The sequence below is a fragment of the Methanosarcina sp. DH2 genome (genome assembly GCF_020804225.1).
Classification (GTDB): domain Archaea; phylum Halobacteriota; class Methanosarcinia; order Methanosarcinales; family Methanosarcinaceae; genus Methanosarcina.
This window is the reverse complement of sequence record NZ_WJBI01000001.1, coordinates 55,044-71,209: the sequence shown is the minus strand read 5'-3', so window position 1 is coordinate 71,209 and position 16,166 is coordinate 55,044. Positions and strand designations below refer to the sequence as shown.

The window sequence follows — 16,166 nt, the reverse complement described above, 5'->3', positions numbered from 1 at the left end:
AGGCCGAAAATAGAACCTGCAAACCAGTACCTCTATTAAGAGAAAGAAAACAATAAAAACACCCTCTCGCTTGAAGTAATATTTTTCTTAGCTTCGGAAATCGTTTTTCAGTTCAGATTAATATTAACGCCTCCGCCAGCTTGTCTGGCGGCCTTTCCCAAAAAGAAGAAAGATATAGAAGGACAAAGAAGAAGCTTTGAAGAGCAAAAAAAGCAACAAAGGAGGCTTGTAAATGGATATTTTTCAGGTAGAATTAAGTTTTATTTTGTTTGTACTTTGCCAGTTTTTATGCTGCTTCTGATTATTGTCTATTTTTCTACCGCATTTTATTTCTTGTATCTCTTTTCTTATGCCTTTTTTCTCTTCTTTCTCTCCCCTTATAACTTTTTTTGGGAAAGGCTGCTCTCCTTCGTCGAGCGTGACAGGAATGATTTAAAACCGCAAGTGAAGCTGTACTGGTTAGAAATATTTGCGATTCAATCCTCCTGAGCAAAGCTAACTGCTGTTAATCTATAAATTAGTCTATAAATTAGTCCTCTTGAGCGAAACGGAGTGGAGCGAAAAGGACCGCGTACTCCCGAGTCGCAATTCGGGCGAGTCGCAATTCGGGCGAGTCTCAATTCGGGCGGCTGATAATTACGGCTGCAGCAAGAACAAGCAGGCATCCGGTAAGTGTGCCTGTTGAAAGAGCAACTCCAAGAAAGAAGAGATCAAAAAAGACGCCTGCAACCGGCTCGATCAAAGCAAGCAGGCTCCCTGTCTGAGATTGAAGGTTTGCAAATCCAATGGTCTTCAGAACTCCTCCTATTCCCACGGAAATTTTCGTTCTTTTTTCTCAATCAGCTGGAGAGAGCGATATCGAATAGGTAATAAATTAAATGAGGAAGATTTAAAGGTATAAGAAAGAAAAAGATTACTAGAAAGAAAAACAGGTACTGTAAAGAATTAGTGCTGTGAAAATTAGTACTATGAAGATTAGTACTGTAAAAATGAATCTGTGAACATGAGTACTGTAAAAATGAATATTGTGAAAATGAGTACTGTAAAAAACAGAATGTACCTGTCACCCTCATACAAAATTTTATTCCTTAATTATGAATCTATTTAGAGAACGGATAGGTTAGGGCTTTTTATGGATAAAAAAATTACAGTTTATTTGTTCTTATTGGCTATTATTGCAGCTGGTTCCGGATGTATCTCTCAGCCGGCTGCATCTGATGGAGATATTGAAAGCAGTGTAGATGTCGAAGAAATAAAAGGCCTCTGGCTTGGGACCCTTCAGGTTCAGGGCGGAGCGGAATTAAGAATTTTATTCAACATTTCCACCAGACCTGACGGCTCTGTTAATTCGACAATGGACAGCCTTGACCAGGGAGCAAAAGGAATTCCTGTAGACGTTGTCACTTATAAGGATAATAATCTGCATCTGGGAGTTAAATCCATATTGGGTACTTTTGACGGGACACTTTTAGAGGATGGCAAAACAATCGAAGGCGAATGGAAACAGTCCGGATTAACTCTTCCGCTTGTGCTTTCTCGTATTGAGAAAATGCCTGACACGCGAAGAGAACAGGATCCTGTAAAACCCTATCCTTATGACGAGGAAGAAGTTTTTTATGAAAATGAAGAAGCAGGAGTAAAGCTTGCAGGCACGTTAACTCTTCCGCAATCTGAAGGTCCTTTTCCGGCAGTAATTCTCATAAGTGGTTCCGGCCAGCAAAACCGTGATGAGGAAGTTCTGGGCCACCGTCCGTTTCTTGTACTTTCGGATTATCTGACACTCCAGGGTATTGCCGTGCTCAGGGTCGATGACCGGGGCATTGGAGGGTCAACCGGAAACTTCTCGCAGGCCACTACTGAGGATTTCGCAGGAGATGTACTTGCCGGAATTGGGTATCTAAAAAGCCGCGAGGATATAGACCCGGCCCGGATCGGATTGATAGGGCATAGTGAAGGCGGTTTGATTGCCCCGCTTGTAGCAGTACAGTCATCTGATGTTGCATTTATTGTAATGATGGCAGGCCCCGGCCTTACAGGAGAAGAAATTCTATACCTCCAGAGTGACCTTATTGCCAGGGCAGAAGGGATGGATAACGAGACTATCACCCGGAATGATATTCTTATGAAAAGCATGTATTCTATAGTAAAAGAGGAACAAAATAACACAATTGCCGCGGAAAAGCTTCGCAAGCTCCTGACAAATGAGCTGGTAAACATGAGTGAAGAAGAAAAACAGAACTCCGGCTACTCCGAAACTGCCCTTGAAGCTCAGATTCAGACGCTTTTGTCACCGTGGATGCGCCATTTCCTGACGTATGATCCCAAACCGACATTGATGAAGGTTAGATGTCCTGTACTGGCAATGAACGGTGAAAAAGACCTCCAGGTACCACCAGATGAAAACCTGCAGGCAATTGAGGAAGCCCTTAAGGCGGGAGGCAACAAAGATTATATCACAATAGAGTTGCCAGGGCTCAATCATTTATTCCAGACCGCTCAAACCGGGTCTCCTTCTGAGTACGCAAAGATTGAAGAGACTATTTCTCCTGCTGCTTTGGAACTGATAGCGGGCTGGATTTCGGAGCGGACATACGAAATGGAAGATTAAGTAGTGAAATGGTAAGCATCCAAGAGGACCGAATTACAAATATTTATAACCCATACAATGGAATTCGCTCTGCCGAACCATTTTTGCCACTCTCAATTCAGGAGAGCGGTTTTCCCGCGAAAAAAGAAGAGAAGAAGCAAAATTCATTAATTAGAGTAGAAAACCGGCAAGGATACAACCAAAAAGAAGTCAATAATACCCGAAAAATACTCTTTTTCCAATTTCTTCTTTATTTTTTATTTCTCTTTTATTCTGCTTTTCTATTTTTGATTCTAAATAATGTCCAACGGTTGATCAAGGATTGCCTGCCCGTAAAAACACAAAAAACACGAAGGCAGTACCTGGACTGAAGAAAACAAGAATTTTTCAAACCTGATTCAGGATACACACCCTGATCTGCCTAAATATTTGCCAGTCTCGATAATGAGCTGAAAGAAAATTTTAAAGGTAGTAGATAGTAACACGTTTATGGAAGGTGGTGTAGACACGAGAAGTATGAGACTCGAAAATAACCCGAAAAGCAGGCAGCGTTCTGAAATACAGGCTCTAACTTCTATTTTCTCCTGAAGCCGGCAGGTCTGCACTGCTGGAAACTTAAAAGGCTTTAACAGTTCTGGTCTGCATAAAGAGCCGTCTAGAACAGGCACTCTCTAATATAAAAGAATCTCTGAAGAGATTAAGTGTCACTCACTCTCGAAAAGTCCTGTATTTGAGTTTTAACTGGTGAGAGGTATAGTTAATCGCAATTTATTACCTCATAACCTTTTAAAAAATAAGGTAAAGGTTTATAAAGCTTTAAATTTATTTTTCTATTTTTATTTTTGATCTAAGAAAAAAGTATTTTTATATGTTCATTTTCCCAGTGGGTCTTGAGCGTGTATTCTTAGATCAAAAATAAAATAGGAGGAAAAAAATGAATTTCAATAAAAAGTCTATTTTTAAAGTTATGGCATCTGTTTCTGCTGTTCTGATGCTGTTGGCTTTACTTCCTGCAGGAGTCTCTGCAGCTTCAACATGTAACCAGGCAGATAGTAACCAGGCAGCATGTACCCAGACAACCGATGAACGGGCAACATGTAATAATGGAGACTGTAGCCAGGCAAACTGTGATGTAACCTCCTGCGATGAAACTTCATGTGACGGGACCTCATGTAATGATACCTCGTGTGGTGAAATCTGCTGCAATGGAACAGGTTGCAACGGAACCGCATGTGATGAAAGCTGTGACCAGGTAAACTGTGACGGAATTTCGTGTGAAGAAACATGCTGCGATGGGACATGTGATGAAACTTCATTCAACGGAACCTGCGGTCAGGCAAATTGTGATGGTGAATGTGACCTGACAACCTGCGATTCTTGCTGCGACGGAATTTGCTGTGATGGGACCTGCTGTGACGAGTCATGTGACCAGTCCAGCTGTGAAGCCGACTGTGAACAGATAAGCTGCGATGGAACCGAGTGCGGCATCACCTGTGACCAGGTTGCCTTTGATGCCAACAGTGACATGGGATGCTTTGAAAATGGAACGTGCAACCTATCTGCGATCCAGAACAACTACGGCTTTGACTGCTCACAGACAAAGAGCTTTGAAGGATCCTGCCCTGTACAGGCTGCATCTGCCTGCAACTGAAAGTCCTTAAAGGGCTCATTCAGGATTAAATAAAATGTGAAATTAAGAATTTCGAAAAGCCTTTAAATCCAGCCATCTACAGAATTGAATTATAAACAATCCATTAAAGAGGCTCAACGAAATTCTCTTTAATTTATTTTTCTGCAGATGTGAAATGAAATTTTGCAGACGATGAGATTTTTACTGATCTTTTACAGGTCTCCGGTCAGGTGAGGAGAAAGTTCCTGATAAGGAGTTACTCCACACAGTTTACACCCGTTGATTATTACACTCAATTGCTATTTGGTGACTGTTATTCTCAAGTCTGCCTCCAATCTCCGCTTTACCACGCCCTGTCATTTCCTGCATCCTGACATCAACTCGGCCGGCTTCGAAGGTAAGGATTATTCTGCACTGGTTTATGTTTCCCACTTCGTCCAGATAAATAACAAAAATATTGTCCGACTCCCGTGATCCTGTCGCTGCTGCAAGGCTAAAACTTCCGGAAGAGATCAGGGATATATTATCCAGATCCAGGAAGTATTCTTGCTCCTGATTTTCAGGCAGGCCCAGGATAAGTAGAGCCTCTCTCTTCTCTTCTTCAAATGTTACAGTACTAAATTCCCGCGGGATTTGGGTCGAGAATATACGTTTTACCTGCTATCTCTTTTGCTGTTCCCGGCAGTTGCGAGCAGAATCATTAAAATACCAAAAATTCGACAAACTCCGAATTTTCTGTATGTCTTATGACTTCTATCCTCAATAACCCGATATTTACATTTTTCCCGTAAGAATAGAGATAATATTCCTCGAATTTTTTATGGCATATAATTCATTTTTGCGATATGATTAAATTCATTTTACTCCTAAAAACCAAACCTTTACCCGGGGAAAAGTAAGGCAGTTTATCTAATTTCAGGACAATTAACGGGTTGAGCAAGATGTCAGTCGATCAGATCCCAATCGGTAAATTCTCCCTTATGACCCGTCTCTCCCAGAAAGCTCTAAGGCTCTATGACAGAAAAGGATTGATTGTTCCTGAGGTAAAGGATAACTTTACAGGCTACCGTTACTATACGGTTCCCCAGATTGAGCAGGGAATGAAGATCAAAACTTTTACTTTCCTGGGATTTTCTCTGGAGGAGGTTTCCATGCTTCTGGACGCAGAAAGCGCAGGAAATTATGAGATCATTGAGGCCTGTTTCAGGAGGAGGCTTGAGGAAGTCCGGCTGGAGGTCGGGCAGCTGCAAAGGATCGAGGGCATTTTACAGGGCGCCTGCAAACATAATGGAAAAGTTATGGAGATATTCAAAATGTCAGTTACAGAACCCGTTATCAAAGAGATTCCAGAGCTACGAGTATTGAGCAAGCGTGAAAAAGGGACCTTCGCATTAACTATTGGAAAGCTAATTGGTGAAATATGTGCATGCGTCAGCAGCCCTGAAAACCAGCGGAACCGTGTGAAAACTACAGGCCCGATTATGTTCCTCTGCCACGACGAGGAATACAAAGAAACAGGTGCGGATATAGAGATCGCACTTCCTATTTCAGGAAGGCTGTCGGTAGAAGATCCCAGGATGGAGATAAAAACACTCCCTGCGATAAGGGCTGTTTCCGTTATCTATCGAGGCCCATTCCACGGAGTTGAAGCAGGCTATAACAGAATCTTCTCCTATGCGGAAGAAAACAATATGGAGACATTTATCCCGAGCAGGGAGCTGTACTTTAATGACCCTGCTGAAGTCCCGGAAGAAGAACTCATGACTGAAGTTCAAATTCAGGTCAGGAAGAGGTAATTTGGTCGTTGCTCCAGATATTACTCCAGAAATCTGGAGCAGTTCTTTTTTCAAGAGAGATTTTTTCAAGAGATTATGGCTGCGTAATAAGTAGGATCTTATCCATTACTAACTAAAAACAATACAGTGATGCAGCTATCAAGGATAGTAAAACCAGAGTTATGAATAGAATCCTATCTGTTACCTGGCCAGTTCGGGAATTCAAGATTAGTTTCTTTAACCTCATATTCAGGATGTTCCATAAGACTGTGGATTACAGAATCAGCAATCATAAAATCAGTTCTGAGAAGTTTCAATGATTAAAAAATAAGATTGATCCGGGAACTAGTTTACCAACAAGTTAAGGAATAGGTTCTATGTCTGGTAAGAAAAATGCTACCTTCTATAGAATTTACAAAGTTTTAGAATTTATTATATAGCCCGCCCAATATATGTTATTCAAAACTAGATGCATTTTTATTTTATTTTTATATTAAAAAGTAAGATTATATTTTTGTACATTTTTATTAAAAGTAAAAGGAACTTTCACATATCTTATTGTCGGAAGATATTTTTCAGTAACTGGCCTAGAAAATTTCGAACTTTTATTTTTATAAACTTCTGAATTATAGTTCTTTCATAGTTATATTCTCTGAAAATTAATACATTGTCGATACAATTTGAAATCACTTTCACTGACATATAAATAATAATATAATTTTGCCAATTAATGATAGAATTTTACCAATAATACTATTCTCTCATAACCAGTGTGGAATTAACTGGTAAAATAACATCTATCCGGCGAATCAGTTGGAGGGAAGCGGATCGAAGAACCAGACCGAGTTGTATCAAACTGAGCAAAAATCTGGAGTGGACATAAATGGGGAAACGAGTATTTGAGAGAACACAAAAAATACTGTGTATTTTCACGATAATCTTTTTTGTAGTATCAATAACAGCTGCTTCTGTGAACGCAACGAATGAGGAAATGTCAGGCGAAGTATCACCATCAGGCAACGTAACAGAACCTGAAGAAATACAACCAGCAGTAACAGAGCCCACGGAAACTGAACTTACCGAAACAGAACCCGCTGAGACAGAACCTACCGAAATAGAACCAGTAGAAACGGAACCTGCAGAGACAGAGCCTCTTGAAACAGAGCTTAAAATAACAGAACCTGCTGTAATAGAGCCAGTTGAGATAGAGCCCGATATAACAGAGCCTGTAGTAACAGAACTTATCGAAATAGAGTCTCTTGGAATAGAGCCTAATATAACAGAGCCTGTAGTAACAGAACTTATCGAAATAGAGTCTCTTGGAATAGAGCCTAATATAACAGTGCCTGCAGAAGCAGGAATTAACATAACAGAGAATGAAGAAATACCTATTCTCTTAATACCACCAACAGCCGGAGCAAGCGACAATATCTCTATAATTGACGACGCCGCAAACATTACAGCTACTGTGGATTTAGGAGACAATCCTGGAGCAGTTGCAGTCAGCCCTAATGGAACAAACATATATGTAACAAATGTTGTCAACAATACCGTTTCTGTAATTAATACGGTTACAAACAATGTTATAACTACCGTGGATGTTGGAAATTATCCTGCTGGAATTGCAGTCAATCCAAATGGAACACAGGTATATGTGGCAAACGTTTACAGCAATACTTTGTCTATAATTGATGCGATTACAAACAACGTTATAGCTACAGTTAATGTTGGAGATTATCCGACTGGAGTTACAGTCTCCCCGGACGGGACAAAAGTATATGTGACCAATGTTTACAACAACTATGTTACTATAGTTAATACGGTTACAAACAACGTTATAACCACAGTTAATGTTGGAGATTATCCTGCTGGAATTGTAACTGCGGGACCAAACATATATGTTGCGAATGTTTTCAGCGACACGATTTCCGTGATTAATGCGGCTACAAATAATGTTATAGCGACAGTTAATGTTGGAGACTATCCTGCTGGAATTGCGGCCTCCCCGGACGGGACTAAGGTATATGTGACGAACCTTTACAGTAATACTGTTTCTGTAATTAACACGGTTACAAACAATGTTATAACTACAGTTAATGTAGGGAAGTATCCTGCAGGAATTGCAGTAGATGGAAAAAATGTACATGTGACAGATATCTACGGTAAAACTGTCTCTATAATTGATATAGACACAAATTCCGTGATATCTACTAAACCTGCAAAAAGCGTTCCCGTCACTTCCGGGAAATGTGCCTGTCCTCTCCCGGTAATAAAACCAGCACCTCCTGTTGCGGACTTCAGTGGCGACCTCGTCCTGGCGGTGCAGTTCAAAGATCAATCGAAAAATGCAACCAAGTGGAGATGGGACTTTGGAGACGGAACGAAGTCGACTGATAGGAACCCTCTACACGTATACGAAAAACCAGGCAAATACAAAGTTAAACTGACCGTACACAATGCAAAGGGTACAGATTCAAAATTTGGCATAATCAATGTCTGTAACTATATTAACTGCGCCAGGTAACTGAACAGCACCGGATTAATTGAACCGTGCCAGGCAGCACAATCAAGCCATAAGCCACTGGATTTCGGAAGAATATCCATACTTGAGATTCAGGTTCAGGTTCCGGTAAGGCAAGAATAATTTCTTTGTAGCATTTTCGTACAGAACTCTACATGTATAGCTCCAGAAGTATGGAGTAGTTCTCTTTTTTACCAGAAGCTTGACTGTGGTATATTTTTTCCAATTTGTGCTACTTTTCAGTGTTCAATCTAAAATACAATTGTTAAAGTAAAAGTTAGATAGTAGTCGAAAACTATTGATCAAAATCATAAAAGGCTACTTTAACTTTTTCCTAATTTAAAAAATGTATTATAAGTATCAAAGCTAAGGAATAGATACCATTCTTGATAAGAAAAAGACTAGTTTCCATAAGATGTATGAAGATATGAAACTAATCTGTATGTTCGCCCAATATATTTTATTCAAGACAATATGAACTTCCGGCCTCTTTTCACATTCGGTTAATGGATTATGTTTTGTTGACCCTTTTTTGAGGTCAGGAAATGCGTTAAAAAAATATCTTCTTGACATATATTTATAGGGACTAGACGATCTACTTCAAAGCTTTTATTATTATAATATACTTATTTATATTTCTCTAATTATTATATCAGATCAATATAATCTTTCCCTGATACAATTTGAAGGCACTTTCAATGGCTATGCTAATTGTATAAAACTTTGATGATAATTTTTAAAAATTAGTATGGGCGACGGATTGTAAGAAATATTTTCCAGTAGATCTGTCGAACGGGAGTGGGTTAAAAAACCAGGTCAAAATTGTATCAAACTTAACAAAATCTGGAGTGTATAACAAATGGGGAAACAAAAATCTGACCGAACACAAAAGATATTAAGTATTTTCACGGTGATTTTTTTTTTAATATCAATAACGGCTGCGTCAGTAAGCGCACAGAATGGGGAAACGTTATTACCAATAGAGCCAGGGACTAATGAAACAGAAGAAGTAACAGAGCCTACTGAAGAAGTAACAGAACCTACTGAAGAAGTAACGGAACCTACTGAAGAAGTAACAGAGCCTATTGAAGAAGTAACGGAACCTACTGAAGAAGTAACAGAACCTACTGAAGAGGTAACGGAACCCACTGAAGAAGTAACAGAGCCTACTGAAGAGGTAACAGAACCTACTGAAGAGGTAACGGAACCTACTGAAGAGGTAACGGAACCTACTGAAGAGGTAACGGAACCTACTGAAGAAGTAACAGAACCTACTGAAGAAGTAACAGAACCTACTGAAGAAGTAACAGAACCTACTGAAGAGGTAACAGAGCCTACCGGAGAAGTAACAGAGCCTATTGAAACAATACCACAGGAGGATATAATAGTATCAGGGGATAGTATAACAGTACCAGAGGATGTTGTAACAGTACCAGAGGAAGATGTAACATTACCAGAAATCATATCACCAGCAGTGGAAACTAATGGTACTTTCACTATAGTTAACGAAGATAATACTACATCCACATTGGAATTAGGCCCCGATACTGGAGGAGTTGCGGTCAGTCCAAATGGAACATATGCATATGTGACTAACATTAACAACAATACTGTCTCTGTGATTAACACAATAAACAACAGTGTTGAAGCCACAATCAACGTTGGAAATTATCCTTCTGGAATTGCATTTGCAGGAGAAAAGGCATATGTGACCAATGTTAATAGTAACACTGTCACTGTAATTAACACGATAAACAACAACGTTATAGGCACGATTAATGTTGGAAATCATCCTGGCGCTATTGCAGTCGCAGGACAAAATGCATATGTGACTAATATTAACAGCAACACTGTCTCTGTAATTAACACAATAAACAACAATGTTACAGGCACAATTAATGTTGGGGAGCGTCCTGCCGGAATTGCAGTCGCAGGAGAAAAGGCATTTGTAACTAATGCTAATAGCAATACTGTCACTGTAATTAACACAATAAATAACAACATTATAGGCACGATTAATGTTGGAAGCTATCCTACTGGAATTGCAGTCGCAGGAGAAAAGGCATTTGTTTGTAACGCAAACAGCAACACTGTCACTGTAATTAACACGATAAACAACAACATTATAGGCACAATTAATGTTGGAGAATATCCTGCTGCAATTTCAGTAATAGGAAATGAAGCACATGTGACTAATCTTAACAGCAACACAATCACTGTAATTAACACGATAAATAACAACATCATATCAACGGCACCTGCAAGGAGCATTCTTGTTCCTCCATCTGGACATTGTGTGTGTGTTATTCCAGTACAAAAACCACCATGTCCGACCTGTCCATGTCCTACATGTCCTACAGTACCAAAATGTCCTGCTGCAAACTTCACCAGCAGTCTCGTTCTGGTGGTAAAGTTTACGGACCTATCAAAAGATGCGAATAAATGGTACTGGACCTTTGGAGACGGGACAAACTCAACTGAGCAGAACCCTATACACGTATATAATAAACCCGGAAATTACAGAGTTAACCTGACCATAAGCAACAATAACTGTACAGTTATGAAAAGTAATGTAGTCAACGTCTGTAGCAACACTACCACCACAAGATAAAAGAATACAAAATGTCAGATAATGAAACAGAAACAGGTAACATATCGAGTACTATCAATCACCGAATTTCGGAAAAATATCATAATCGAAATTAAATTCGAAAAAATACATTTGTAATGCTCCAGAAACCTGGAGCAATTATTTCTTTTTTTCCAGAAACACAACCGTGTTATAAGCAGGAGGTTCAGGCTGGATTCTCTGTTCCTTAAAGGCTTCAGGAAAATCAGGTAGAAAATCTCTATTCAGCAGTTTCATTAATCCTTTCTCATAAATTCTATACGAAATCCTGCACCCAACAGGTATCACTTTCAACAGGTGATTAAGAATTTCTTTTTTAGGTTCGGCCTGGGCAGCTATCATAATGGCTCCGGTGCCTGAGTCAGGGTTTATGAGATCTTCTTTACTCAATGAAAAATGGTTTCCATTGAGTATACTGATATCTCCGTAAACTTCAAGCTTTTTAAGTACCTCTTTAGAGAGATTTGCTCTCACAGGATCCTGTTCTATCCCTGTGCTCTTTACCCCATGCTGCTTTAGAAAAACGATCAGGGTTAGGGGAAGGGGTCCGCTCCCGAGAAAAAGGATTCTATCTCCCTGTTTGAGCCCGAGACCCTCGTATTCCGTTCTGACCAGTTTGAGATAATTCCCGTAGAAAGGAAATCCCTCAAGGACTTTCCAGGGCGATTTACCTGCAAGGATCTCGTTTGCATGCTCAGTTTCAAGCCTTACCGTATAGAGGTTTCTAAACCTGTAAATTGAAATAAAAATCGGTTCCAACTCCCTGTTGTTCAAAAGTTCCTGGACTGCATTATCTCCTGGATCCAGCATAACAAGGGAATTCAGCCTCTGAAAAAATGACCCATATTGATCGGAAGAACCATAAAGGATTTCTTTTTCAGGCAGATCCTTTATTTTCTCATATAGATCGAAAATTTCCCCGAGAATAAACCCGAATGACATTTTAACGCTTTCGCTAACCCCTCCAATCATACCTAATCCCCCAAGACTATTATGGCGCCTTTGAATATATTCCTGTTGAGGGTTTCTGGGGCTTGAAACCTGAAAAACCACGGATTATAAGTTTCGATTTGCTGTTTTCCTATTTGATTCTCCGGCCTCTTTTACTTTCTGACTTTCATGCTGGCTTTTCTTTTCTTACGGGAAAGGCCGCTCTTCTTCGTCGAGCGTGACAAGAACGGCCCGATATGGCGAGTACTGTTGTACGGGTTAGAGACCTTATAAGTTAGTCATCTGACCGAGGCTTGATGCTGCCAACCCATAAATTGGTCCTCTTGAGCGCAGCGAAAAGGGCAGCGCACTGCAGAGCCGCAACTCTGCTGAAACAGACCTCGTGCTATTGTACTGGCAGTGCAACCCGAAAAATCCCAGATTTTCTATGATCCCGAAGCGAAACTCAGGAGAAGAAGCATTAGGAAAAAGCTCAGGAGAAAAAACATTAGGAAAAAGCTCAGGAGAAAAAGCATTAGGAAAAAGCTCAGGAGGTAAAGAATTAGGAAAAAGTTCTCGCCGCAGTTTGTTATTTTTTTCTTTTATTCAATCGCGAAACGTGTTCCGGAAAACCTTGCTGGATAAAGCTCCAAAAAAACAATATATGAGAACTATACTTTCCTTATTGCCTAAAAATTTAAAATGAACTCTGGTACTGACACAAACTAATAGACATTTAACAATCATCCAATGATCTCTGAAACTGACCACCATGTTTTTTAAACTATTTTCCCTATTCCTGATTATTCCTCTTGTGGAGATCTATCTCCTGATCAAGATCGGGGGCATAATCGGAGCTATAAACACCGTGCTTATCATTCTGATAACTGCAAGCCTTGGGGCTTATTTGACAAAAAGTCAGGGCTTTCGGGTGCTTCGCCAGATCCAGAACGCAACAGCACAGGGATATGTGCCGGGAAACGAACTCCTGCACGGGCTCTTTGTATTAATTGGAGGCTTTGCTCTCCTGACTCCTGGCTTTCTGACCGATGCCATAGGTTTTTCCATGCTAATCCCTCAAATTCGAGAAATCTATGTGGGGATAGCAAAAGGGTTAATAAAGAAAAGAATACAGCAGGGCAACTTTCAGATGCGGATGTACACGGACTTCAGGTAACCCGCAACCTCAGAAGCCAAAAAAGTCTTCAAGGATTAAGCGAAATAGAATTTGGTGTCAACCTGAAATACCATCTGAACAGTTTATCTGAAACACTATCTGAAAACATTCTTTTTCATTTATATTATTTTACATCTTTTTTATTTCGTTCTCTTTTATTTCGTTTTTTTGGGAAATAAGATTATTAGAACAGGACCCCGAACACGTAAAGCGTCACTGGAGCAAGAAAAACCGTAATCAAGCCAGCAATCCCTATTGCAAGCCCGCTCATTGCCCCTTCGGTTTCCCCGAGTTCTATTGCCCTCGTTGTCCCGAGAGCGTGGGCGGCTGTGCCGATTGCAATGCCAACTGCGACGCTGTCTTTTATGCGGAAACAGCGGCAGATAAATGGTCCAAGCACAGCTCCTATGATTCCTGTTACTATAATTGCAGCCACTGTTATTGCAGGCAAGCCGCCTATCTGTTTTGAAATCTCTATCCCTATGGGGGTGGTTACGGATTTCGGGACAAGAGAATTAGTTATGGTTTCATCAAGCCCGAAAAAGTTGGAGAAGATAAGAATGCTTGAGATTCCTGCAATGCAGCCTGCACTTATTCCTGCAATTATGGGGAGAGCATCGCGTTTAAGGAGCTGGATTTTTTGATAGAGAGGCACGGCAAGAACAATGGTTGCAGGCCCGAGGAAGAAGGAAATGTAGTCCCCGCCCACATTATAAGTCTCAAAATCTATTCCGAAATAAAGAAGAAAAAGAATTACAAGAATAAAGCCCACAAGAAGAGGGTTGAAGATAGAGGAACGTGTCTTTTTATAGAGCAGAATGCCTATCTGAAAAGCGGCTAAAGAGATAAGAATTCCAAATAGGGGCGTATTGAGGAATTTATTCAAAAAGTCTGCCTGCACTTCAGCTCACCTTTTCCGTATTTCTTTCGCGCACCTGTGCTCTTTCATGTGCCTGTGCTCTTTCATGCGCCTGTATTCTTTCGTGAACCTGAATTTCTTTTTTATTTATCTCGCCTTTACCGGTCTCTTTACCTAAAAAAGCCGTATCTATCAGCTTTCTTTGAAGGGTCTTTTTGACAAACTCTACTGTCAGCCCCGTGACACCCAGGATTATTACTGTTGAGATAATGGAAACCCAGAGGATTGCAGTCCATTTTCCTTCAAGCAGGGCAAAGCAGGTTATCAGGCTGACACCTGCGGGAAGGAAGAAAAATGCCAGGTTATCGAGCAGGAAATCGCTTATCCGGTCTATCATTTCGAGCTTGATTACACCCGTAAGCAGACCGAAAAAAAGGATTAACATACCCAGAATATTGCCTGGAACAGGTAGCTCGAGAGCCTTATGAAACAGTTCACCCAGAAAATATATACTTAGAATAATTGAGAATTGCTTTAGCAAGACCTCATTTTCCTCCTGTTGATTGAAACTGGACTAAAGAAACCAGGTTATAAATACCTTCGGGATGCTGGAAAATTGTTTACGATGAAGATTACTTACAGTGTACTCAAGCCGTTATCAAAGCCGGGATAATCAAAGACTGGATATTTCGAATATCCAGGTACAAACTGAAAGTTCTTAAAGGGCACACAATAAATTCATATCGAGCAAACTCCTATTTTCCTAGGGTGTTCTGATGGGAGAGAATCGATTCGTATACATGGACCATGCAGCCACCACTTTCATAAAACCTGAAGTGGTTGAGACTATGCTGCCTTTTTTGAAAGAACATTTCGGGAATCCTTCATCCCTGTACTCAATAGGCAGGGAAGGCAAGGAAGCTGTGGAAACCGCCAGGGAAAAGCTTGCAAAAGCTCTTGGCGCTGATCCCGACGAAATTTACTTTACCTCAGGAGGGACCGAGTCTGACAACTGGGCTGTCAAAGGAACAGCTTTCACCAGGCGAAAGAAAGGGAAACACATTATCACCACGCCAATCGAACACCATGCAGTGCTTTACCCCTGCGAGTATCTGGAAACGCAGGGCTTTGACGTAACCTATCTGCCTGTAGACACGTACGGGCTTGTGGACCCTGCAAAGCTGGAAGCCGCAATAAGAGAAGATACCATCCTGATTTCGGTCATGTACGCAAATAATGAAATGGGGACTATAGAGCCCATTTCAGAGATAGGTAAGGTTGCCAGAGAGCACGATATTCCTTTTCATACCGATGCCGTACAGGCAATAGGCAATATCCCCCTTGACCTGCAGGGGAAAGATAAGGATGTGGATATGCTCTCCCTTTCCGCGCATAAGTTCTATGGACCAAAAGGGATAGGAGCCCTCTATATCAGAGAAGGGACAGAAATTGACAATTATATGCACGGGGGAGCGCAGGAGAGGGGAAGGCGGGCTGGAACAGAGAATGTTGCAGGCATTGCAGGCATGGGAAAAGCAATAGAGCTTGCAACTGTGAAGATCGAGGAGCATAGTAAAAAGATAAAGAAGATGAGAGACAGGCTCATGGCAGGAATACTTGAAATTCCCAGCTGCAGGCTAAACGGGCATCCGGAAAAACGACTTTCCGGGAACCTGAACTTCAGCTTTGAGTATATAGAAGGGGAGTCCCTGCTGCTCATGCTTGACCAGATGGGGATCTGCAGTTCAACAGGCAGTGCCTGCTCTTCGGGTTCTCTCGACCCTTCACATGTGCTCAGTGCAATAGGAGTGCCACCGGAAATAGCCCAGGGTTCTCTGCGCCTGACCCTTGGGGATGCAAATTCCGAAGAAGATATTGATTATGTACTCGAGGTGCTGCCTGAGGTCGTTGGAAAATTGAGGGCTATATCTCCATTCTACAAGCCAGCGAGTGTATGTGAAAAATAAATACAAAATACATACCTATCTTAGGAAGTAAGTACCTTGAAAATCGGAAGGGGCATTAGTGTAGACAGAAGCTGAAAATCCTGAGAAAACT

13 protein-coding genes are annotated in these 16,166 nt (G+C 40.8%); 8 read left to right on the top strand and 5 right to left on the bottom strand.

The genetic code is table 11. From position 1 onward, the window contains the following. Window positions 1-616: 616 nt before the first annotated feature. Window positions 617-814, bottom strand: coding sequence for a hypothetical protein (locus FXV91_RS00350; RefSeq protein ID WP_229387230.1), 198 nt, complete (start codon window positions 812-814; stop codon window positions 617-619). Window positions 815-1,132: 318 nt separating this feature from the next. On the opposite strand from FXV91_RS00350, the gene FXV91_RS00345 reads away from it, so the two are divergent. Further along, a complete protein-coding gene (locus FXV91_RS00345; RefSeq protein ID WP_229387228.1) occupies window positions 1,133-2,608 on the top strand; it encodes an alpha/beta fold hydrolase in 1,476 nt (491 codons plus the stop codon). A 946-nt stretch (window positions 2,609-3,554) separates the two neighbouring features. Next, entirely contained in the window at window positions 3,555-4,238 is a 684-nt protein-coding gene (locus FXV91_RS00340) for a hypothetical protein (protein ID WP_229387226.1), read from the top strand. A 249-nt stretch (window positions 4,239-4,487) separates the two neighbouring features. Here FXV91_RS00340 and FXV91_RS00335 read toward each other — a convergent pair whose 3' ends face one another. Further along, entirely contained in the window at window positions 4,488-4,649 is a 162-nt protein-coding gene (locus FXV91_RS00335) for a hypothetical protein (protein WP_229387224.1), read from the bottom strand. Between the two features lie 509 nt (window positions 4,650-5,158). Here FXV91_RS00335 and FXV91_RS00330 point away from each other — a divergent pair. The 3 genes from FXV91_RS00330 (at window position 5,159) to FXV91_RS00320 (ending at window position 11,124) form a co-directional block, all read left to right on the top strand. Further along, on the top strand, window positions 5,159-6,013 hold the full coding sequence (locus FXV91_RS00330; protein WP_229387222.1) for a MerR family transcriptional regulator: 855 nt from the start codon (window positions 5,159-5,161) through the stop codon (window positions 6,011-6,013). An 862-nt stretch (window positions 6,014-6,875) separates the two neighbouring features. Continuing rightward, the gene (locus tag FXV91_RS00325; RefSeq protein ID WP_229387220.1) at window positions 6,876-8,516 is read left to right on the top strand and encodes a PKD domain-containing protein; all 1,641 of its coding nucleotides are present in this window, start codon (window positions 6,876-6,878) and stop codon (window positions 8,514-8,516) included. An 856-nt stretch (window positions 8,517-9,372) separates the two neighbouring features. Beyond that, window positions 9,373-11,124, top strand: coding sequence for a PKD domain-containing protein (locus tag FXV91_RS00320; RefSeq protein ID WP_229387218.1), 1,752 nt, complete (start codon window positions 9,373-9,375; stop codon window positions 11,122-11,124). 138 nt (window positions 11,125-11,262) lie between these two features. Here FXV91_RS00320 and FXV91_RS00315 read toward each other — a convergent pair whose 3' ends face one another. Next, window positions 11,263-12,114 carry a nicotianamine synthase family protein gene (locus FXV91_RS00315; protein WP_229387216.1) on the bottom strand — a complete coding sequence of 284 codons (852 nt, stop codon included), beginning with the start codon at window positions 12,112-12,114 and terminating at the stop codon, window positions 11,263-11,265. 406 nt (window positions 12,115-12,520) lie between these two features. On the opposite strand from FXV91_RS00315, the gene FXV91_RS00310 reads away from it, so the two are divergent. Together FXV91_RS00310 and FXV91_RS00305 are read left to right on the top strand one after the other, a co-directional pair. Then, window positions 12,521-12,778, top strand: a complete 258-nt coding sequence (locus FXV91_RS00310) for a hypothetical protein (RefSeq protein ID WP_229387214.1) — start codon at window positions 12,521-12,523, stop codon at window positions 12,776-12,778. Window positions 12,779-12,844: 66 nt separating this feature from the next. Then, complete coding sequence (locus tag FXV91_RS00305) at window positions 12,845-13,249, top strand: FxsA family protein (protein ID WP_229387212.1); 405 nt, start codon at window positions 12,845-12,847, stop codon at window positions 13,247-13,249. Window positions 13,250-13,433: 184 nt separating this feature from the next. Here the strand turns inward: FXV91_RS00305 and FXV91_RS00300 are convergent, their stop codons facing one another. Further along, on the bottom strand, window positions 13,434-14,135 hold the full coding sequence (locus tag FXV91_RS00300; protein WP_229387210.1) for an LrgB family protein: 702 nt from the start codon (window positions 14,133-14,135) through the stop codon (window positions 13,434-13,436). Window positions 14,136-14,151: 16 nt separating this feature from the next. Next, window positions 14,152-14,649, bottom strand: a complete 498-nt coding sequence (locus FXV91_RS00295; RefSeq protein ID WP_229387208.1) for a CidA/LrgA family protein — start codon at window positions 14,647-14,649, stop codon at window positions 14,152-14,154. Between the two features lie 235 nt (window positions 14,650-14,884). Between FXV91_RS00295 and nifS the strand changes: the two genes are divergently transcribed. Beyond that, window positions 14,885-16,075 carry a cysteine desulfurase NifS gene (gene nifS, locus FXV91_RS00290; RefSeq protein WP_229387206.1) on the top strand — a complete coding sequence of 397 codons (1,191 nt, stop codon included), beginning with the start codon at window positions 14,885-14,887 and terminating at the stop codon, window positions 16,073-16,075. Window positions 16,076-16,166: the final 91 nt, after the last annotated feature.